The sequence below is a fragment of the Brevibacillus sp. AY1 genome, from assembly GCF_029870785.1.
In the GTDB taxonomy this organism is placed as follows: Bacteria; Bacillota; Bacilli; order Brevibacillales; family Brevibacillaceae; genus Brevibacillus; species Brevibacillus invocatus.
In genome coordinates this window covers 1-21,509 of the sequence record NZ_JAFLPN010000050.1, presented here as the reverse complement: position 1 = coordinate 21,509, position 21,509 = coordinate 1, and the positions used below count along the sequence as shown (strand labels likewise).

Here is a 21,509-nt window from a genome sequence, read left to right as displayed (position 1 = left end):
TTGCACTTATACTATCTTCCGCTAATCTTTTTAGCGCTTTAGCGCACTTAAACTTTCCGATAGTATAAAAAAAGCAGCTGCCGTTTTTTTCTTCTGGCAGCTGCTTTGTGGACTAGCAAGTTCGTTTCCAAGCGTTATTTTCCGGAAGCTTCTTTGGGGGATTCTTCTTTTTTCGTTTTTTGCTCGGTCCGTACATCGGCAAGTGATTTCACCTTGGTAGCCTTGATGCGCTTGTTTCGTGGCAAATCTGTCGGCTCCAGGTTGTCTGCTTCGTCCTGCATCAGTGCCGCGATACCGACTGCTTTCCCTTTGGCTGCTTTACAGAATTCGCAGTTTTCCTCGTCATGCTCATGGTAGTTTTTCGGCTCCGGATAAGAGGTGATTACACCTTCGAAGTTGCGCAGCACGACTTTGTCAGACGCCTGCGAGATGATGTAGTTCGGGCTTACCGGAATTTTTCCTCCACCATGTGGAGCATCTACTACAAATGTAGGAACGGCATAACCGGAGGTATGGCCGCGCAGGTGCTCAATAATTTCAATCCCTTTGCTGACTGGTGCGCGGAAGTGACCGATTCCTTCAGAGAGGTCGCATTGATAGATGTAGTAAGGACGAACGCGAATTTTGACCAGGTCCTGAACCAGTTTCTTCATGGTGTTCGCGCAGTCATTGACACCTGCCAAGATAACAGCCTGGTTGCCCAGCGGCACACCGGCGTTGGCCAGCATCTCACACGCTTGCTTTGCTTCTGGCGTGATTTCCTTTGGATGATTGAAGTGTGTGTTGAGCCAGACTGGATGATATTTTTTCAGGATGTTGCAGAGATTTTCCGTGATGCGTTGTGGGAAAACAACTGGCGCACGCGTACCGATACGGATGATTTCCACGTGTGGAATCTCGCGCAAGCTACTGATAATGTATTCCAGAACACGGTCGTTGATCAAGAGACCGTCTCCGCCGGAAAGCAGAACGTCACGCACTTCTGGCGAGCGACGGATATAGTCGATACAGGCATCCAGCTGTTTCTTCGGCACGCCCATTCCGATCTGACCGGAAAAACGGCGGCGCGTACAGTAGCGGCAATACATGGAGCACTGGTTGGTTACAAGGAACAGCACGCGGTCTGGATAGCGGTGCGTCAGACCCGGTACAGGTGAATCTGTATCTTCATGTAAAGGATCTTCCATGTCGTACTTGGTGCGCACCATTTCCGAGGACAGTGGTACCGACTGCATACGAACCGGATCGCTCGGATCGTCTGGATCCATCAACAGTGCGTAGTAAGGTGTGATATTGAGTGGGATTGTCTGCGTGGAAATGCGGACACCCTCTTCTTCCTCTGGCGTCAGATTAATCACTTGCTTCAAATCATCTACCGTTCGAATGGTGTGAGTGAGTTGCCACATCCAGTCATTCCATTGTTCGTCTGTCACGTCTTTCCACAATTCGATTTGGCGCCAATCACGTTTGGTTGCTACCGTCATTTCGTCACAACTCCTCTTCATCGATGGTGTAACCTCTAATGGTTCATTCAGCGAAAAGAGAGTTGCAAGTGTCGTGCCAACCAAATCGAAATATTTGGAAAATGGAGAATAGCGCGTTCTGAAAGGGTTTTCAAGCTACGGACAAGCTCAGCAAATCTGATCACCAAACGCTTAGGGTGCCGGATTTTCGGCAATTTAATTGATCTCAGGTGTGGACCGCTGCGATAGCTTATACTGCAAGGTTTGTCTGGGAATGCCCAGAAGCTTGGCAGCTCGGAGCACATTTCCCCCGGATTGTTTCATCGCCTGATCGATCATTTGCTCCTCCAGCTCTCGTACGACCTCCGGCAGAGTACGTCCCTCTGCAGACCAAGACGCTGCTTTTCCCTCTACATGAGCTGTGGTGCGCGAGGATTCGCTCCCATTCTGCCGATCCAGCAGGTGTGGTGGCAGGTGCTCTCGCTCGATGATCTCTGCCTCTACCATGTTCATCGCTGCTTCAACACTATGCTCCAGTTCCCGAACATTGCCCGGCCAATCATAGCTTTCGAATAACTGCTTTACCTCCGAGCTGATGGATTGGACGCTCATCCCGAACTTACGGTTGAACATCTCGATAAAATGGCGGACCAAGAGCTCTATGTCCTCTCTTCGTTCGCGCAAAGGCGGCAGCTCAAAGGAAACGACATTAATGCGGTAGTACAAATCGCTTCGCATCTGCCCGCGTTGAACCAGTGCTTGCGGCGCTTCGTTCACGGCAGCGATGACACGCACATCTACCTTGGAGGTCTGACTACCACCGATGCGCCGAATCTGTCCATCCTGCAGAACCCGCAGCAGCTTTGCCTGCAAATCCAATGGCATGCTGTTTAATTCATCCAAAAACAGCGTCCCCCCGTCAGCAAGCTCAAATAACCCGGGGCGGTCATCGGCACCCGTAAAGCTGCCTTTTGTTGTACCAAAAAGCAAGCTTTCCAAAAGAGAGGCAGGGAGCGCCGCACAGTTTTGCGCAATAAACGGTTTCATGCTTCGTGCAGACGACTGATGGATGGATTGGACAAACAGCTCCTTGCCTGTGCCCGTCTCCCCGTAGATCAGCACAGGCGAAGAGGTTCTTCCTGCTCGTCGTCCCCGCTCGATCAAATGCTTCATTGCCTCGTTTTGTGTCAAAATATCCTCAAACTGAAAGTACACCCCGTCTGCTTGACGCTTTGTTCGTTTGGGCTTGCTGATCTGCGCCTGCAAATCAACCAATCGTTCAGAAAGCTCTTTCAGTTTTCCGATGTCCTTGGATACCTCTACTGCTCCGACCAGCCTTTTACCCACACGCACCGGGAGCGTCGTATTGATCGTTTCTACGCGCAAGCCCTTCCAGTTGGTAAACGCCTGGGGCTCATTATAGATCGATTCCCCGCTCTCAATGACCCGCAGCAACGTACTGGAGTGCCGATCGAGGGAAGGGAAGACTTCCAGCAAGGGCTTGCCCAACACTTCATCCGGTGTCAATCCATCCAATCTGGCTGCTACATGATTATAGAAAATCGTGATTCCATCTGCATCGACCACGTGAATTCCTTCATCAATAGCCCCCAGTATGGCTTGCAGCATTTCTACCGTGTCTGACAACGGCATCCTGTTATTCCCTCCTCTGCAAACGAACTGCCAAAAAACCATCACTATGCCGAATTTTCGGCATTTTTATCTTGTTTATTATCGATGCTTTTCCATTTGAATCATCAGCATCACGGTATAGATCAAGTGACCCAGCACCCAAATCAAAAATCCCGTCCAGGACACCATAGTTCCGCTCAACCAGCTAAAGATCACATAGGCAGCGGCAAAACCGAGATTCCAGTATCCCAGGTAACTGGCTACTCCCCTGACTTGGCCGCGCGGATAAAAATACATCAGAAAAAAGGCAACTCCGATACTGATCAGCAAGTGGATCAACAGCTCGACGATTGAGGGCAAGTTTTCCATCCCAGGCACATAGCTGACATCGATCAGAACGGAAAAGGTATCTGTACCAAAAAGCCCGTCACCCAGCGCCAAAAAAGCAGCTAGTCCCAGTCCCGCAATGAGTCCATTGACAAGAATAAACATGATCTCGTCTTCACCTTCCTCTCTTGCTGCAAGTCACTCCCTATTGTACGTGCAAAAAACCGCCCTTGCCAAGGACGGTTTATGGTTGTACTCGTATCTTCAGTTGATGCTCGCCTGCATATTGCTCGTTCATCCACAGCTGATAAGCGATTTCCACCAGTGCTGGTCTGTCGTTCTCGTACTGAATACGCAGCTTGCTGGTATGTGTCTCCATGTCAAATGGTCCATACGGGCTTTGATAGACTGAATGCGTACTCTTCCCCTTTTCAAACTGCTGTCGGGTAGAGACATTTCCTTGGCGGATCAGGGTGACCGCACCCTCTCCCAGCCTTAGCGTCGTTGCGACTTCACCGACTCCCTCCAGCTGCTCTCGATAAGTGAGGTACCAGGCGTTGGCCTTTTTCACACATTTTCCCGCGTAGTCATGGACAGTCTCTTCCTGATTCCCTTCCACGAGATGCTTGGCTGTCAGTTGGATGTTTACATCTTGCATGCTGATTTCCACACTCCGCTTTCCTTATGCTTCGTTCATTGTACGATCAACTCTATTTCGGTGCAACTTCCTTGGCACGCTCTGCATCTATCAGCAAAAAGCGCATCGTACCTACAACCCCGACTGCCGCCAGCAATAACAAGCCCGCCAGAATCAAATAGCCTGTGCCTGCACCTGTATGGTCGATCAGGAGGGTAAAGAATCCGATCAGGATAAGACGCATCATCATGCCAATCGAATTGAAAAAGCTCATCACTCGCCCCATCATGTGCCTAGGTACCATCGACATGTAGAGCGATTGCCGAATCAAGCGTACAGAAGCATTGCACCAGCCATAGAACGTGTACGCTGCAATCAAGGCCCAGCCGTACGGCAAAGCTACCATCGCTACCATCGCCATCGCAAAGAGCAGGATGTTGCCGACCATCGCCTGAAATTCGCCCAGCTTTTGTACCAGGACGAGGATCAGCAGACCAGCCGCGACCGCACCGATTGCATAGGTCATCTCAGCTAGCGAAAACGTGATGACATCCGCTTTCAACGTCTGATTGATGTAAACAGGCTTCAGCAGATTCGTCGCCATCACCACAATAAACGGCATGAAGGCAGCTATTCCGAATATGAGAAAACCTCGTTTTTCCCGAATGTACGTCCAGCTTTGCCCAAGCTGCGTCAACCAGGACACGCCCTTGTTGGCTCTGGCTTCTCCTTCCAGGCTGAACGTGTATTTCATCGTGGATAAGAGACTGAAAGCAAACAAATAGGTACACGCATTGAAAATCAGAACTACATGCAAGCCATAATATTGAAGCAAAATGCCCGCAAGTCCCCCTGACAAGACAGAAGCCGTCTGCCCTTCAATCTCCAGCAGACTGTTGATGCTGCCGTAATGTCTGGGCTCATAGCTCTCTTGAACAAGCGCTGATTGCGTCGGGTAGTGAATCTGGTACATGAAGGTGGTAACCAGATAGATCAGGATCAGCATCCACTCTGAATATGTACCCCAGAATCCCCATATGGCCAAAATGCCCAAAACCGTAAAGCCCATCAGATTTTCAAATAGAAGCATTTTTTTGCGAGAAAACCGATCTATCAACGTTCCGATATAAGGCCCGATAAAAAACATCAACAGAGCAGACGTAAACATGGTCGAACCGAGAAGCTGCGCCGAACCGGTCTTCTCCACCAGATACCAGGCAATTCCGATCATGGTCATCCCCTGACCAAATCCAGAAAACAGATTTGAGAAAAAGAGCTTGCGAAAATCCGGATAGGCAAAAACTTCTCTCATGCTACACAACCCCTTAGCGTGGTAATCCTTCAATCGTATTTAGCATACACTATTTAAAATACTTTGTAAATTAAAATGTTTATTAATTAAAGATAAAAGACGTCTTCAACCGTACAGCCGAAGACGCCTGAGGTTCACATCATTATTTTACGAAGCCAAGCAACAGCTCGCGCACGATCTTGGAAGCCACGATTTGGGTCATCTCACTGTGATCGTAGACAGGAGCCACTTCCACCAGGTCGCAACCGATCACGTTGGCACCGTTGTTGGCCATGAAGTGGATAGTATCCAGCAGCTCGCGGGAGGTAATTCCTCCCGCCTCGGTCGTACCCGTGCCTGGAGCGTGTGCTGGGTCAAGTACATCGATATCAATCGACAGGTAAATCGGGCGGTTACCGATCGTCGGCAATACCTGCTTCACCGGCTCCAGCACGTCGTATTTATACAGATGCATGTTTTCCTTTGCCCACTCGAACTCTTCCTTCATCCCGCTGCGAATCCCGAAGGAATACACGTTTTTACCACCGATCAGACCGCATGCTTTCTTGATCGGAGTGGAGTGGGAGTAAGGATAGCCCTCGTAGTTGTCACGCAAATCGGTGTGCGCGTCAAAGTGGAAGATAACCAGGTCCTTGTATTTCTCATACACAGCCTGGAATACCGGCCAGGAAACGAGATGCTCGCCGCCCAAGCCAAGAGGGAACTTGCCGTCCGCCAACACTTGGGAGACGAAAGAGCGGATCGCGTCCAAACTTCCTTCCACATTGCCAAAAGGCAAAGGAATGTCGCCTGCATCAAAATACTTGATGTCTTCCAACAGCCTGTCCAGATACGGACTGTACTCTTCCAACCCGATCGATACTTCACGGATGCGGGCAGGGCCAAAACGGGAGCCTGGGCGGAAGCTAACGGTCCAGTCCATCGGCATGCCGTAAATGACAGCCTGACTTTCCTCGTAATTGGCATGGCTGCGGATAAAGACATTGCCGGAGTATGCTTCGTCAAAACGCATGGCTTCTCTCTCCTCTCCGGTCTTAGTCGCGGGTCAATTCCGCTACGAAGTTAGGCAGTTTGAATGCTGCGTGGTGAATGTCCGCATTGTAATATTTCGTATCCAGGTCCTTGATTTGGCTTGGATCTACTTCCAATGGATCATACTTCTTGGAAGCAATCGTAAAGCCCCACAGACCGGATGGATAAGTCGGGATGCTGCATGTGTAGTAACGGGTAACCGGGAAGATGGATTTCAGATCTTTGAACACGCGTTTGATCAAATCGCGGTTGAACCAAGGCGATTCATTCTGTGCAACCATGATGCCATCCGGCTTCAGTGCATCGTAGATACCCTGATAGAAGCCTTTTTCAAACAGTCCCACTGCAGGTCCTACTGGCTCTGTAGAGTCAACCATGATCACATCGTACTCACCCTTGTTGTCGTGGATGTGCTTGATTCCGTCGATCACTTGTACATCTACGCGAGGATTGCCTGTCAATGCGCTGGCAATTTGAGGGAAGTATTTTTTGCAGGTCTCGATCACTTCTCCGTCGATCTCAGCCAGGACCGCTTTTTCTACAGATGGATGCTTCACGATTTCACGGATCGCTCCGCCATCTCCACCGCCTACTACCAGTACTTTTTTCGGGTTCGGGTGAGTATTCAGGGCTATGTGGGTAATCATTTCATGGTAAACAAACTCATCCACATCTGTGGTCATGACCATGCCATCCAGTACCAGCATGCGACCAAACTGCTTGGTCGTGATGACATCGATTTGTTGAAACTCTGATTTTGCGCTGTATAGAGTATCCGTAATTTTTGTTGTAATTCCGTGATTTTCCGTCTGTTTCTCGGTGTACCACAATTCCATATTCATGGTTATGTACCCTCCTTCAAATAAACGCATGAAATACAAGCATCATAGACAAGCAGAAAACCTAGCTTCGCACCTTAGGTACGGGCAAGGTTTCGTCGGCAATACCATCCTTTTTCACACCGTCAGACTAGCTGACAGTACAAGAAAATTATAGTAGTTGCTACCCAAAATGCAAGGTTTTTTTGCAAGTGAAAAACGCTCCGACGCTTTTCAAAAAATAGTTGTAACAGTTTGCGCATGAAAAGACGGTCTTGACCGTTTCTTCTTTTGTATTTAGGCAAGTTTATCCAGTCCGAAAACGACCCATACTGGAAGTATTACGGGTCTTAGTATGCCCTTATTTCAGTGTTATACCGAAAGAAAGGAGGCGAGACGATGGAGGTCATCCGTGAAGCTCCACTGATTCGCTATCTTCGTTGGGCCAAGCAATTCTTAAAATTTCTCATACTCAGCCTTTTGTTCGCTTCGTTTGCTGTCCTGCTTCTGCTCTTGTACCTGCGCTCTCAACCACTGCCGGAAGCTTTTATCAAGCAAACAACAACAATCTACAGCGCGAATGGCGAGGTACTGGATACCATGCATCGTGGAGAAAACCGGATCGTGGTTCCCCTGCACGAAATGGCGCCAGACCTGGTAGATGCCACCATCGCCATTGAGGACCGCGCTTTTCGCGAGCATTATGGCTTTGACTTTAAACGACTCGGCATGGCTGTCTATGTCAATGTCATCAATATGGACAAACAGCAAGGAGCAAGTACCATTACCCAGCAATTGGCACGCAATCTGTACCTCACGATGGAAAAAACCTGGGATCGAAAAATTCGGGAAGCGTTTCTCGCCATCCAGCTGGAGCTGAATTACAGCAAAAACGAGATTCTGGAAATGTACATGAACCAGATCTATTATGGCCACTCCGCATATGGTGCTCAGGCTGCCGCTCAAACTTTTTTTGGCAAAGACGCGAAGGACCTGACCTTGGCGGAGTCCGCCATGCTGGCCGGGATTCCTAAAGGCCCTAGCTACTACTCTCCTCTGGTCGATTTTGAACGGGCCAAAAACAGGCAAAAGCTGATTTTGGGTGCGATGGAACGAGAGGGAATGATAACGGCGCAGGAATCCGAAACAGCGTATGCCGAAAAGCTGACCTTCCGCGAGCGGTCAACGGAAAACACCGCCGATACAGCCCCTTATTTCCGCGATTACATCGCCAACCTGGTGAAAAACAAATACGGGATTGATGAGGAGCTGTTTATTCATGGCGGGTTGAAAATTCATACGACCCTTGATCCCGTCATGCAGAAAAAAGCGGAGGAAATTGTGGCGCAGGTCATGCCGAAGGATAATCCAAACCTGCAGGTCGCGCTGGTAGCCATGGACCCGCTCACCGGTCATATCAAGGCCATGGTAGGTGGTCGTGATTATCAGCAAAGCCAATACAATCGCACTCTCGCAAAACGACAGCCAGGATCAGCTTTTAAGCCGATCATGTATTTGGCAGCTCTGCAAAATGGATTTACCCCACTGACCATGATGAAAAGTGAGCCTACGGTCTTCACCTATGACCGCAACAAGCAGTACATTCCGAGGAATTTTGGCGGGCGTTATGCCAATGCGATGATCAACATGCGGGAAGCGCTGAAGACCTCCGATAATATTTATGCGGTCAAGACCATTGATTTCCTCGGCCCACAAAAAGTGGTCGACGAAGCGAAAAGATTGGGCATTACCAGCCCATTATTGGCCGTTCCTTCATTGGCATTAGGTACTTCTCCCGTGTCTCCACTGGAATTGAATGCAGCCTACGCCGCAATCGTCAATCAGGGTGAAGCCGTTGCGCCGATCGCGATCATTTCTATCGAAGACAGCAAGGGAAACATCCTGGTTGAGGAAAAAACCGTGAAAACGCGAGTCGCTGATCCTGTGGCATCCGCACTACTCGTTAACATGATGCAAAGTGTTTTTGAACGCAGTGGAACCGGTTATCGGGTCGCGAACGAACTGAATCGTCCAGTCGCTGGAAAGACAGGTTCGACCGACGTAGATGCTTGGTTGAGCGGTTTTACTCCACAGCTGGTATCTACGGTATGGGTTGGATACGATAAAAACCAAAAGGTCGACGATGTAAAGGAAGGATATTTATCCAAAAAAATATGGGCGCAATTCATGGAGAGCTCTTTGAAGGATCAGCCTCCTGCCTTGTTCAACATGCCTGCAGGTGTCGTCTCGGTATATATCGATCCCGCATCCGGCAAGCTGGCTACCGAGCATTGCCCTGCTCCTGAATTGTTCTATTTTGCCACAGGCACGGAACCTCAGGAGTATTGTACGGATCACCTGCCAGCGAATGAATCGCCAACGCCTTTGCAGCCACCTGACTCATCCTCTTTCTGGCAGCGGATGGGCAGCTGGTGGAAGCCAAGCGAATAAAAATGGAAAAGAAGGGACGCTGCATCGTCCCTTCTTTGTTCTGTGATAACGCCCCGCAATGTGGAGCAACGGTCACAGCCGTTTGGACTTACATCAAGCTCTGACCATTTTTCTCCCCGCCACCGATGACACCGTCACCGTCAGCGAAGACATGGTCATTACAAACTGTAATCAGACCGGCATGCTCCAACTGCTCCAATACCTCAAACAAGCTTTCCCGTTTACCAGCAGGCAGTCTGCCGATAAACCGATTGATTTCTTGAGGGGAAACATGGCTTTGGAAATGAACACCGCCAAACTTCGCAAAGTGCTCATTGCTCGCAGCTTGCTCACGAGGTTCCTGGTTCACCGGGTAGCGCCCCTTCCGTCAGACAGTTTGGTTGTGCACTTTTATTGTTCCGCAACAGCACCGTCGCATGACCTGAAAAAAAAACCTCTCCTCTAAAAGAGAGCGCTTTCAATAATACAAAGACAAACAGGGAAAGAGTGACGGCTCTTTCCCTGCTTGTTGACCTAGTGTACGTGTACACAGATATGAAAATAAGTTTACCTGACTTCAATACTGGTAACAATTGATTTCACGATTTGTTCACAGACCGTTCACGATTTCCAAGTTCAGGACAAATTTTCTTTCAGTTCTTCAGAGGAATTCTCCCACATAGCAGCATTATTATCGATCAAAAGTTTTTTCAGAGCTGCCTTTTCTTTCTCACCCAGCTCCGATACCATAATGCGGCGCTTCATGGAATAATCCATCCGGTTCACATGATCGGCCAAAATCTTGTATCCGCGACGCGCCTCGCGGTCAATCTCCATGTAGCAGGCAGTCGCTCCAGCGTAATACGGCCCCTGTTCGTTGCGGTCGATGGTTACCCATACCAACCAATACGGCTTTCCATTCGGTACCTCTTCCTTGTTGGCGGTCCATTTGATTCCTTTTTCTACTGCGCTTTTCGCGTGCAGAGCTCCCATATCGATATAAGCTTCTTCGCCATCAATAATGACAGAGGAAACGGCATTTAAATCCAGAACACCCTGGCCAAAGCCACCGTGTACATCCGTTTTGCCGCTCATGATAGTAAAGCCGCCTTTTTTATTATCAAAAATATCCACGTTATTCGCCCTCCCGAATAGATCTGCTACCCTTATTCTACTCGGAAACCCGATGTGAAGCAATTTGCCGGTGCGCCCGGTTATTTTGCTGTCGGGTGCTGCTGCCTGCTCGCTCGTTTGCGAAGGGCTTTATCCACCAGATACAAATAGACGGTAACCATCCAGGTGGTATGAACAACCATTGGAATTTTAAAATAGTAACTATTCAATATCCAGCTGTCTTCCGGTATAGCGAATTCATATGCGAGAAAACTGATGATAGGTGTAATCAGCAGTGATATCCACACTCGAAATCTAACGAATAACGATAGTGTTCCGACAATAACAATCGCCATCCAAAATCCCGGTTGCAGCCACGATTGAATGATCGGCGCAAAAAAGAAAGCTGTAAAACCGTCCATTTCCAATTCCTCCATGAACTCAAATAGCTACTCTACTTCAACCAGTCCATCTGGACCCAAAATGAACTCCCTTCCTTCCTCGCGATATCGTTTGGAATCTTCAGATGAAAATTGTCGGACTATGATTCGAGAAGGATTTTCCTGGTTTTGCTGCGATGACCATTTAAACGCAAGGGGCTGTTGGTCTTTTACGTGTACGACGATGATCTTATCGTGGTATTCAATAGAGAGGTCCTCCCACCATTCCTTCAGCTTGGGTTCGAGCGTCATTTCCCTTCCATCCTTTTGAATGGTCACTGAGGGAAAGGTACCGTCCTCGCTCTTGATAATATAGTAGAGATAATCGAAGTTCTTCACTGCCGATGTACGTATGCCAGATTGCTTTTCGTCCTTACCTTGCAACAAATCAATGACCTGTTCGATCACCTGTGGAATCAGCGGAAGTTTGGCATGCTCTCCGGTTACATAGTATTTCTTCTTGATATCTTTCAGGGAGTGGTTAGCACTTTCATATGGCACAGTACCATCGCCTGAGTTGTTATCATAAAAGGGAACAAATTCCTTGGTCGCTTTGTCAAAGAAATAACCTAACAAGGTGGCTTGTCCCTGGCCGATAATACTGTACTGCGGTACATTGATTACTTTATTGTCCCATTTGTCATGCAGCTTGATTGCTTGATTCAACAAAGGAAGATAAGTTACTTGCAGGTCTTCATCCCGCAGGAGGTCATTGTAGCTGTAGTTCGCTTTCTGGTTTTTTTTCAGAAACGAAGAAGCGTGCACATATTTTTTGGAAGGCAGTAATTCGTACACTGCTGGAGCATATTCGGATATGGTCTTGCCTGTCCCCGCATCAAACAAGGGAATGCCAAAATCATAGCCGTGTTTGATCGCCTGATACGCTCTAGGAGAGCCTAGAAACGGCGTTCCCATATAAATGATTCGATTTACCTTCGACTGATACGAAATGTTGGATAAAAGCGTTTCTCTTACTAATAAACCTCCCATACTATGCGCTACCAGATGGACCTGCCGTGCACCTGTTCTTTGTAGGGCGAGATCAATTTTTTCTTTTAAATGTTTGGCGTTTTCAGCATTACTATACCGCCAGTCATATGGCATCGCATATATGGTACGGAACTGTAGGTACCCTTTCTTTCTCAATTCTTTTATCATGCTGTCGTATTGTTCAGATGTCTCATGTGCAGTAGGGATTTTTGTGTTGTAAGTCAAATATTGAATAGCTCGAAATCCTTCGTCTGCTCGTTCTGGGAATATCCGAATACCATTCACACGAGGTTTTACCTCCACGCTGCCCTCTCTGACTGGCATTAACGATAGGACCCTACGATGATGTGGGTCGTTATATTCCGTCATAGCCCTCCCCAGCGATAGCCACGCTTCAGAAATACTTCCGTTCTCCTCCACCTCCAGGCGCGAGCCGCCTATGCCAGGAATGAAAATAACGGGAATCGTATGAATCTTGACATCGAGCTTGTACGAGTTTGCCGTAAACCCGGAAGTGCGGCTAGCCATAACCTTGATTACATAAGTTCCCGGATTGGCGTTAAATACGATCTCCTCGTCAGCGTTCCTCGGCTTTTCCGACCTCCCGAGCAGCTTTCCCTTTTCATCGAGGAGCTGTACATCTATGTCCATCCCCGTTGGTATTTCTGCCAAACGGACGAACAAGGTCGAGGTACGCTTGAAAGAAAAGCGGTAAAAATCCACATCCTGCAAGCTGTGCAAATTGGCTTTCAGCGTTTGCTCGACTCCCATGTCGTAGGCATTTGCCAACGTGTTATTTGGTTCGTATTCATCCGACTTTACGTTGCCCTGCACAGACTGAAAATCGATGCGCAAACGGTAGCTGTGGTGTGGATCATGCGAATTGCCCGCACCTTTTACCATCACGTAGTACCATTCTCTTCTCTCTGTCCCTACTCCCTCTATGATTTCTTCCGCTTCCCCCGAAAGCTCCGAACGCGCCAGCTCTCGTTCATTGACATCGAATACGTACAGATGGTAATCCTGTTTATTCGGAATGTCACGCAGAGAGACATTCATCACGCCATTTTCTGTCGCCCTGATTTTCCAGAAGTCTACATCACCGCTTTTTCCGATCTTGCCAAACGCATCCTGCTTATCAAAAAGCCAGTCCGCTTTTTTGACAGTGTCATTGGGCTCCATCTCAAACACGACACGACTGCTGCGAATGTCTGCCTCCTTTGGCTTCTCACCTGGGGCAAATTTTTGATAGAACTCCTTCTCCCATCGCTCTAGCTGAGTAAATTTTGCTGCTTCTTCCTTTGGTTCGGGATTTCTGTCCTCCTCCCTTTCTTCCAGCTTACGCATTTCCAAAAGACTGTCTTTTTGAGCTGCTTTCTTGTCCCAATCAGCTTTGCGCAGCTTCCCAGCGTCTTTCGTCTCGATCGTATTCGGAAGCTGTACCTCCCAGCGACTCACCTGATCAGTCCTGGAGGAGGTCGATCTTAATGCCACTTCAAGAGATTGGTGCGATTCAGGTACTAGGGCAACAGAGAGACGCGAAGCTTTTCGATAGGTACGCGATTGCTCCCAATCTTCCTGCACGATGGTTAATTCAGATTCCTCCGGCGCTTTCGCAAAAGCGATCTGCAGTCGTACCTCGCCATCCTCGATCCAAGCAACCGCTTCTTTTATGATCGACTCGTCCTCCCTTTGCTTTGCCCATCCTGCCGGAGCCACACTGCCCACGATCAGCACGAGCATTGCTATCAACTGGAGCAGACGTTTGAAGGATTTCCTCAAAAAAATACCCCCTTAACCGTTTCTTCCACCTCAGAGTAGAAAAAGACAGAATGGGGGTGCAAATAAATTTACTGTGTGGTGTGGTTGCGAATCCCTTGACGCTCCCATGCATTGGCAATAATGCGGAACGGTACGCGATAATCCCCCTGATCGTGGCCTGTCAAATGCTGCTTGGAGGAGTAAGGGTATCCTTTTTCTACGCCGAAGCGGAATTGAACCGAATAGTAGACAGCATAGCTTGAATCCTTCTGGAAGCCTCGCTGTTTGTCTCCCATCAACGGAGTGTCTACCCCGACCTCCCGATTTCCCAGCTTGGTTGCCAGGTATTGGGGACCTCGCCATTGACTTGCGGAAATAGACAGCAAGGAGAGTTGGGATTGGAGCAGTGTCTGCCGTTTGCCGGTCTCCGAGATCCATGCCCTCGCTGACTCAATCACAGGGTATTTCCCACTGACAGGATGACGATGCCTTTCTTGTAGTTCTACCTGTGTCAAAATTCGTTCACCTGCATAGAAGTCGTTGGGCTGGCTATTCGGGTAACGGTCACGTGCATGATATTCCAACCATTCCGCCGTATGATGAATGGAGCCTGTGGCATTGGGCTCAAATACTTCAAAAAAGCGATTGCTTCCTTTTACCGTAATCGTATAGCGTCCTGTCATGCTACGGGTCAAGTTCCCAGGTTCACATGCTTCGTTCTCCTCTTCATCCGTAGAACAGCTCTCATAGGACACATCAAACACAATCTCGTAATCCATGACGATCTGAAACCCGTTTATTTCAGCTTGATACTTGGTGCTTTGCAAGGTCTGTCTCCAAGTGGTTTGCGTCGGCACATGGGTCCCGGTGTACAGGTAATCTCCCCCACCAGATGCACTGCTTACCTGCCACTGCTGAGGGATTCCTGGACCGGTAACTTTCAGATCCAACATCGCCGGGTTATAGACAGCCATGCCTTTCGCATCGGCTATCCACTCTGGCTGCGCCGTCACAACGACGTTTTTCATACCTTCACCATTGGCAAATTGTTCGAGCTGGATCTTGTAGACATTGATTTTATCGTTGATTTCTTGCTGTGTGCGCTGGAAGCCTTCGTTGATCTTGCTCTGATCCAGTACAACCTGGATTTTTGCCGGTTCTCGTTCCCATACGCCATCTACGTGCAGCCCCAGCTTTTCGAGCTGCCGTCCGTCGCTGTCGTAAATCTCCAGCCCAATTTCACCACCGTCAAAATCTCCTCCACCCCCTGGCGGTTCAGGCGGTTCGATCACACGAATGACTTTTACTGGCCATGTGGCTCGGTTGTCCGTCCAGATACTCTCATTTTCAGGCTTGTTCCTGGACGGGTTGATATGCGCGATAAAATCCTCTGACTGCTGAGGATATTGGGATGGTACGGTAATGGTCCGCACCTCTCCTGCCTTGAATTGATCGACATCCAACGTAGTTTCCTTGTCAGAGCTTTCCCAACGGACAGCCAGCTTGGTATCATGCACGGTTTTTCCCGCATTTCTCACCTGAAACGTAATGGTAGCCTCGGTTCCGGGCATTTGTGGGTCCTTCGGTGTAATGGTGAAGCTATTCTTGATGACCAGCAAGTTCTCCACATCTGGAGGCTCGCCTACCTGTACGAAAAAGCTTCCATCACAAGTCAGATTAGGTCGGTTGTCAATCCAGCCATTGTCCGTCCAGAAATCGATTTTGTACAGTCCTTCCAAAAACTGATCCGTCTCAGCGTTTTTGGGAAAAGAGAAGAAGTGAGAATGATCGTATTCGTTACTTTCCGATAACCATTTGCTGTTTCTCTTTCGCGACCACTGCTGCGTATCGGGATCGAGCCAATACATGAGAAATTCTGTTTTTTCACGTGTAATGAGTTCCGGTCTGTATCTCTCATTGAAATCACTATGATTCAGTTGTACTGTTTCTCCACGTCCTACTTCCCGTTTCCACAGATAATCTACGCCACCGTATCGAATCATCCCCATCGCTACGGTGTAGCATTTGGCATCCGACATAATCTCAAATGTTACCTCTGAGATACATCCAATATCAGATACGAATACTAGGTTAACAAGGTCTCCGACATCAAAATCTCTTGGGAGAGTGAGCTGGAAGCTTTGATGGGCTGCTAGCTGTCCCGTCAGTGGAATCTGCCCCGTGCCTTGCTGCAGGTACCAGGTGCCAACGGTGTTCCCGGAAAAACTCAGATTCGTTTGGTAGTTGCCTTCTGGTGTTTGAGAAAACGCAGAGATGTATATCGGATCACTGATGCCATTACCGCTAATATCATCTCCATTCGGTGAAAAAGGATGGGGTGGACTGCCGTAAATTTTGAATTTGATCCGCCGCTGTTCCTCAATCGAACACGCGGTATCTTTGACATGAAGGGTCACTTGCCAATTGCACTCCGGCCTGTCCAGCCAATTGGTCCCCTTGTAATTAAGCTTGATTTTATAGGTCTTCCCTTTTTCTAGAAGGACATGGTGCGATTCACGGCCATCGCCGAAAGGGAGCTCCAGCTTCCAGTAAGGTCTCGAGACCAACCGATCTCTTCCATTCACTTCCTCATAATAGGCAGGCAACGATACGATTTTCCCGTCCGGCCGGGTAACGTCCCACAACACATCTGCTGTTTGAGTCTCGCCATCCGAATCGGTGTTTTCAGCCCGAAAGTATACGATCTGCTGCGGCAGCACTTCCAACGTATCCCCATCTCGTGCCTTGGAGCCGTTAATGGTAATGATTGGGCATGATTCTTCACGCGGTTTATCGGATTTGACCTGAAAGGTTTTTTCCCAGCAGTCCTTGTCGTCGTCACTTTTGTACACCACTTTATAAGTCCCGGAGCTGCCGAAATAACCTTTTCCACTTTTTCGGTTGTTGCCTGAGCCGATTTCCATGTCAGCGCCGTTCATGATGAAGGTTCCGTTCTTAGCGGCGAACAAGGTGATATCTGCATTTTTTTCTACCAAGATGGGGCTGCCGCCACTGGTTATGGAGGTGTAATCTTTTACGTCATTACCTACGATTTGGAAATCCATTTTCGTGGTGCTTTGGTTGATGGAGCAGGAGGGGGGTGGGTCTGGGTCTGGATTTTCGGGATCGGGAGGTGGGATATCCTCACCTACTGTAAATTGGACGGTATAGGGAGTAGATTGACTAATCGAAGGAGAGCCTTGTCGGGAGCGTAAGTGTCTGTCCGTTATGGTGAATGTTACTTCGTACAGCCCCTCTTCGGTAGGTTTATAGGTATAGGTATGGCTCCATTCAAACGCCTTCGGATTGCTTGTCGCACTCGGCGTCTCCAGGTACCCGCTGTTATCCCTTATTTCTTTGTTTGACTCAAAAAGTTGATATCCCCTCCCTGTTGTTTTATTGATTACTGACATGTGAGTAACAATAATCCCCCGATCATAGTAGGAAAAATCATGGGCTTTGGGGAGGATGGTAACGGTATCGTGGATCTTGAATTTTGTTTGATTGTCTTTGATCCTTACTTCACCTGTGGGTCGTTGTGTCGTCCGGAAATGACCAAAGGATATATAACCATTTCCTCTTGGAACGAGGTTGTCGCCGATTTCGTACCCGGCTCCTCCTGAGGCTGCGGCTAGTTCTGCTAGGTTGTAGGCGTTGTAATTAGCAACTCCGGGCTCATTTATCGCTGTAACTAAACTGCTATAAACATTTGCTGCTCCTCCCCCTAAAATATAGCTCGGGTTACCTCCGAAACGATTTACCCAGTAATTGGCCTCATTTAGATCTACATAGTACCAACCACGATCTGTTTTACCGTCATAATCCGAGAATCCCAACACCGTTGAACTATCTTTCACGCTATCCACTTCGATTTCGGATATATGAGCACCCAAAAATCCAGATATTCTCTGTATTGATATTTTAGTATAATCGTTCCTTGGAACTAATTCTTTATTAGGACCCACAGTAGCCAATGTAATTCCATGCGTATTTACTGCTTTTGCAGAAAAAGGGAAATCCCCTATCATTACAATACTTATCAGAATGAAAAGCATGAACATATGGATATATCTGCGTGAAATTTTTAGCAAGATCATAGGGTTATTACCTTACTCAGTAACAGAAAACTGCTGAGTTTTCTTTATTCTCGCCAGAGCAATTAAATCAAGATATTGATATGATGATGCAATTGAATAATCCAATTCATTAGTGGCAGAGAAACCCATCCCCCGGAAATTATCAATCTTTACTTTAAATGATTGTCCGTTGGAATATCCTACTATGCCACTAAAACCTTTGTTAAAAAACTGAACATTGAGATAGAGCACTTTATCCCCTTTCGGAACAGTTCCAATCAAATAACCATCCACAACCTTCAAACTCTTATGAAACTCAAGTGCATACTTCTCTCCCAACTCTATCTCATACTTATCCTGCCACATCTTTCTTAGAATTACGGCTGCATCTGCCCTAGTCACCGGAAGATCCTCTCGAAACTTCGGTTGTCCTGGCGGTGCCGGGTCCATCCACCCCCAAGTCACGAGCGCCCCCGTATTCGTAAACCCTTTATCCTTCACTCCCCGATACGGCTTCCATGCATTAAACACCAACAAGGCTGTTTCTTCCTTGGTCAACAGCTTATCCGGGTTAATCTCCACATCCGTCAATATCCCCGCTTTTTGCGCTCGTTCATAGGTTGCTTTTGCCCAATGTCCTTGTGGCAATTGTGGAACAGGCTCCCCATCTTTCAAACCGCGAATAGTGACCAGACTGGATACAAATTGTCCCTGCGTGATTTGCTTTTCCCCGTGAAACTGACCATCGGCGTACTTCCACATGTATCCCTTCAACAAAGCGAATTCTACAGCTCCCTTTTCAGGGGTGGCCGAATAATTGGCAGTCAGCGGTTCGGCGGCTATTGCTTCAGAGATTGGTAGGATCATGGGTCCAACCATAAAAGCTGTGAACAGCATACTGGATAGAATGACATGCAGGCGTTTCATCTTCTGCACCTTCCTTTTAATTATTGGATACCGTCCCATTCCTCGATAAAAACGTTTCAAATGAATGCTCAGGAACATCCCCTTCCAATTTGTCAACGACCTCGCCTTCCCTCACCACAAACACCGTGGGCGTCACCACAGCCCCCATCTCCTGCGCAATCGCATATGGATCATCCTGCAAGACATCCAATCGCTCGATCCCCCATCCGGGATGTTCATTCAAAAATGCAGCAGACACTTTTTCAAAGGTAGGCTTGAAGCTGGAGCAATACCCGCAGCTGTCACTGTAGACATAGACGATTTTGTTCGGACTGGCGGCCCTGGCGCTCAACAGCACCGCAATCATCACAAAAGCTGCTGCCAAAGAAATCACCCATAGCCACTTATGCTTGAAAATGGCCAAAACCCTTCACTCCCTCCAAAAGATAAGAACATGTGGTAGTGCCCCCTGCCTCCCTATTCTCTCTCTTTTGGTTGAGACAAAAAAAGACGTAGCAAACTGTGGTGAGTTTGTACGTCATGTATGGCAAATATTCAATTTCTGCATTGACTTCTACATCAAAGGCGTGCCAGCATCTTTGTTCATCAGAGCCTTCAGCTCTTCCACAAAATCCTGGCCTTTTGCGATTTCCTCTTCGGTATAGCGCTGCTTGCTTTTGAAGGTAAATATCTTTGCCTTCATCTCTTCATAAGGCAAGTGATGAAAATACAGAATGGTCGAAACAAGCTCCAGAAAACGGGAATTTTCCTCGTTCATCCTTTTGATCACTCGCTCCCCAAGACCAAAATCCACCTCGTGGAAGCGAAGAAACTCATGCCCGGAGTCATTCAAAGTGTAGCGGTACATGTGAATAGCACCCTTGCTCTCCATTTGCTCGTCCAATAGCCCCATATTGCACAGCTCGTCCACGCGCAGGGTCAGTTCCTCTGAATAGGGTCCGTACATATGAAACTCGTAACGCTCGTCAAAATCCAGATTGAGATGCTTTCCTATGTACACCATCTTCTGCAATTTTTTTCGACCGCTCACTTCGCCCGCAATCTCAATCAGGCGAATAATCTTGGCGTGACGCCCCAACATTTTCCATCACTCCCAGACGTTCTCGAATCTTTTGGGAGAGGTCCCCCGGCAATGCCATCACTTTATCCATTGGAAAGTATAATTTGTAGTCAAAGCGCCGCTTTCCACTGATCGCCTGTACGATCTCCGACTTCGTAGACAGCTCTACAAGATCTCCCGAGGGCATCTGGAGCATGATCGGTATTCGCTCCTCCTCATCGCCGGCACGGTAAAAATCATAGGGCAGATCCGAGGTCGTGTCCACCTCCAAATAATAGGCAGGATCGATCCCGGCTTTCTCAAACAGCTCTTTTAATTCCGGAAGCAAATGAAAATCCCTCGAATTAAATTCGACGTATTTATACAGATTCCTGTCCAAAAATCGTGCGCAAAGATCTTTTAAAATCGGGTCCTTCTCCTTGCGCCACATCTGCATGTAAAACAGGATGACAGACTCGTCGAGGGCCAGATAGTCAGCCAATTCTACCTTGTCTTGCAGAAAGGGCAAAAGCATCAGTGGCTCTTGGTGAAACGCATAGCCTTGTTCGAACAAGACCTTGGCACGCTGAAAAATCTTGCGGAGCACGACTTCGCCGCTGCGTGTCACCGGATGAAAATAGACCTGCCAGTACATCTGGTAGCGCGACATGATGTAATCCTCAACTGCATGCATGCCGCTAAACTTGAAGACGATCCCGTCCTCTTGTGGACGCATGACGCGCAAAATCCGCTCAATCTCAAAATTCCCGTAATTGACTCCCGTATAATACGCATCCCGCAGCAAATAATCCATCCGATCGGCATCCAGCTGGCTGGAGATCAGACTGACGATCAGCTTGTTGTCATAGGTTTTCGCGATAACCTCTGCCAGCTTTTTGGGGAAGTCCTCATCGATCCGGCGCAAAATGCGATTGATCTGGGTATCCCCGAGCAAGATCGCCCGCGTCCAGTCCTCATGATGATAGCGAAACACCTTTTCAAAGGAGTGAGAAAACGGCCCATGCCCTACATCGTGCAATAAAGCTGCACACAGGCAGAGCAGCTTCTCCTCGTACGTCAGATGGATGCGTCCCTCAAATGTATCGAGAATTCGGCGCATCAGCTCGTAGACGCCAAGGGAGTGGTTAAATCGACTGTGTTCGCCGCCGTGGAAGGTGAAAAAGCTGGTGCCCAGTTGCTTGATCCTGCGTAGCCGCTGAAACTCGGCGGAGTTGATCAAATCCCAAATATATTGATCCCTAACATGTACATAACGGTGAACAGGGTCTTTAAATACTTTCTCTTCTTCAAGTAGCAGGGGCTTTAGCATCTGGACACTCCTTTCTATTCCCTGATGTCTTATTCTTCCACTCTAGTAGATGCTCCTATCATACCACACCCCTTTCAAGTGCGAAAATGCACGGGTGAAGGAGATTCAAAATCGGGTAGGAGGCTACCCATTATTTGAGTAGCCGACCTCCCACACCACCGTACGTACCGTTCGGTATACGG

General features: G+C 48.2%; 17 protein-coding genes. 1 reads left to right on the top strand and 16 read right to left on the bottom strand.

Annotated elements, in window-relative coordinates; translation table 11 throughout:
• Positions 1–134 precede the first annotated feature (134 nt).
• The 7 genes from kamA to speE form a co-directional block, all read right to left on the bottom strand.
• Positions 135–1,484: a lysine 2,3-aminomutase gene (gene kamA, locus JZI27_RS22535; RefSeq protein WP_251242663.1), complete on the bottom strand. Its 1,350-nt coding sequence runs from the start codon at positions 1,482–1,484 to the stop codon at positions 135–137.
• Between the two features lie 195 nt (positions 1,485–1,679).
• A complete protein-coding gene (locus JZI27_RS22530; RefSeq protein ID WP_280209395.1) occupies positions 1,680–3,116 on the bottom strand; it encodes a sigma-54 interaction domain-containing protein in 1,437 nt (478 codons plus the stop codon).
• Between the two features lie 78 nt (positions 3,117–3,194).
• A complete protein-coding gene (locus JZI27_RS22525; protein ID WP_280209393.1) occupies positions 3,195–3,587 on the bottom strand; it encodes a hypothetical protein in 393 nt (130 codons plus the stop codon).
• Between the two features lie 79 nt (positions 3,588–3,666).
• Positions 3,667–4,092 carry a YwiB family protein gene (locus JZI27_RS22520; RefSeq protein ID WP_280209391.1) on the bottom strand — a complete coding sequence of 142 codons (426 nt, stop codon included), beginning with the start codon at positions 4,090–4,092 and terminating at the stop codon, positions 3,667–3,669.
• Between the two features lie 40 nt (positions 4,093–4,132).
• Positions 4,133–5,371: an MFS transporter gene (locus JZI27_RS22515; RefSeq protein WP_251242666.1), complete on the bottom strand. Its 1,239-nt coding sequence runs from the start codon at positions 5,369–5,371 to the stop codon at positions 4,133–4,135.
• A 142-nt stretch (positions 5,372–5,513) separates the two neighbouring features.
• The gene (gene speB, locus JZI27_RS22510; protein WP_251242667.1) at positions 5,514–6,383 is read right to left on the bottom strand and encodes an agmatinase; all 870 of its coding nucleotides are present in this window, start codon (positions 6,381–6,383) and stop codon (positions 5,514–5,516) included.
• 22 nt (positions 6,384–6,405) lie between these two features.
• Positions 6,406–7,239 (bottom strand): polyamine aminopropyltransferase, encoded by an 834-nt coding sequence (gene speE, locus JZI27_RS22505; protein ID WP_122908123.1) that lies wholly within the window; start codon positions 7,237–7,239, stop codon positions 6,406–6,408.
• A gap of 381 nt (positions 7,240–7,620) precedes the next feature.
• On the opposite strand from speE, the gene JZI27_RS22500 reads away from it, so the two are divergent.
• The gene (locus JZI27_RS22500; protein WP_251242668.1) at positions 7,621–9,672 is read left to right on the top strand and encodes a transglycosylase domain-containing protein; all 2,052 of its coding nucleotides are present in this window, start codon (positions 7,621–7,623) and stop codon (positions 9,670–9,672) included.
• An 88-nt stretch (positions 9,673–9,760) separates the two neighbouring features.
• On the opposite strand, the gene JZI27_RS22495 is transcribed toward JZI27_RS22500, so the two are convergent.
• The 9 genes from JZI27_RS22495 to JZI27_RS22455 form a co-directional block, all read right to left on the bottom strand.
• Positions 9,761–10,021: a hypothetical protein gene (locus tag JZI27_RS22495; protein WP_122907969.1), complete on the bottom strand. Its 261-nt coding sequence runs from the start codon at positions 10,019–10,021 to the stop codon at positions 9,761–9,763.
• Between the two features lie 266 nt (positions 10,022–10,287).
• Positions 10,288–10,785, bottom strand: coding sequence for a YwhD family protein (locus JZI27_RS22490; protein WP_122907970.1), 498 nt, complete (start codon positions 10,783–10,785; stop codon positions 10,288–10,290).
• 80 nt (positions 10,786–10,865) lie between these two features.
• Positions 10,866–11,186: a hypothetical protein gene (locus JZI27_RS22485; protein WP_122907971.1), complete on the bottom strand. Its 321-nt coding sequence runs from the start codon at positions 11,184–11,186 to the stop codon at positions 10,866–10,868.
• A 27-nt stretch (positions 11,187–11,213) separates the two neighbouring features.
• Positions 11,214–13,976: an alpha/beta fold hydrolase gene (locus tag JZI27_RS22480; RefSeq protein ID WP_280209386.1), complete on the bottom strand. Its 2,763-nt coding sequence runs from the start codon at positions 13,974–13,976 to the stop codon at positions 11,214–11,216.
• Between the two features lie 68 nt (positions 13,977–14,044).
• On the bottom strand, positions 14,045–17,812 hold the full coding sequence (locus JZI27_RS22475; protein ID WP_280209385.1) for an ABC transporter permease: 3,768 nt from the start codon (positions 17,810–17,812) through the stop codon (positions 14,045–14,047).
• Positions 17,813–18,064: 252 nt separating this feature from the next.
• A complete protein-coding gene (locus JZI27_RS22470; RefSeq protein WP_280209383.1) occupies positions 18,065–18,958 on the bottom strand; it encodes an S-layer homology domain-containing protein in 894 nt (297 codons plus the stop codon).
• Between the two features lie 16 nt (positions 18,959–18,974).
• Positions 18,975–19,361 carry a thioredoxin family protein gene (locus JZI27_RS22465; protein ID WP_280209381.1) on the bottom strand — a complete coding sequence of 129 codons (387 nt, stop codon included), beginning with the start codon at positions 19,359–19,361 and terminating at the stop codon, positions 18,975–18,977.
• 150 nt (positions 19,362–19,511) lie between these two features.
• Positions 19,512–20,039: a YwgA family protein gene (locus JZI27_RS22460; RefSeq protein WP_057134147.1), complete on the bottom strand. Its 528-nt coding sequence runs from the start codon at positions 20,037–20,039 to the stop codon at positions 19,512–19,514.
• Positions 20,002–21,327 (bottom strand): HD domain-containing protein, encoded by a 1,326-nt coding sequence (locus tag JZI27_RS22455; RefSeq protein WP_122907975.1) that lies wholly within the window; start codon positions 21,325–21,327, stop codon positions 20,002–20,004. Before JZI27_RS22455 ends, JZI27_RS22460 begins: the two co-directional genes overlap by 38 nt.
• Positions 21,328–21,509: the final 182 nt, after the last annotated feature.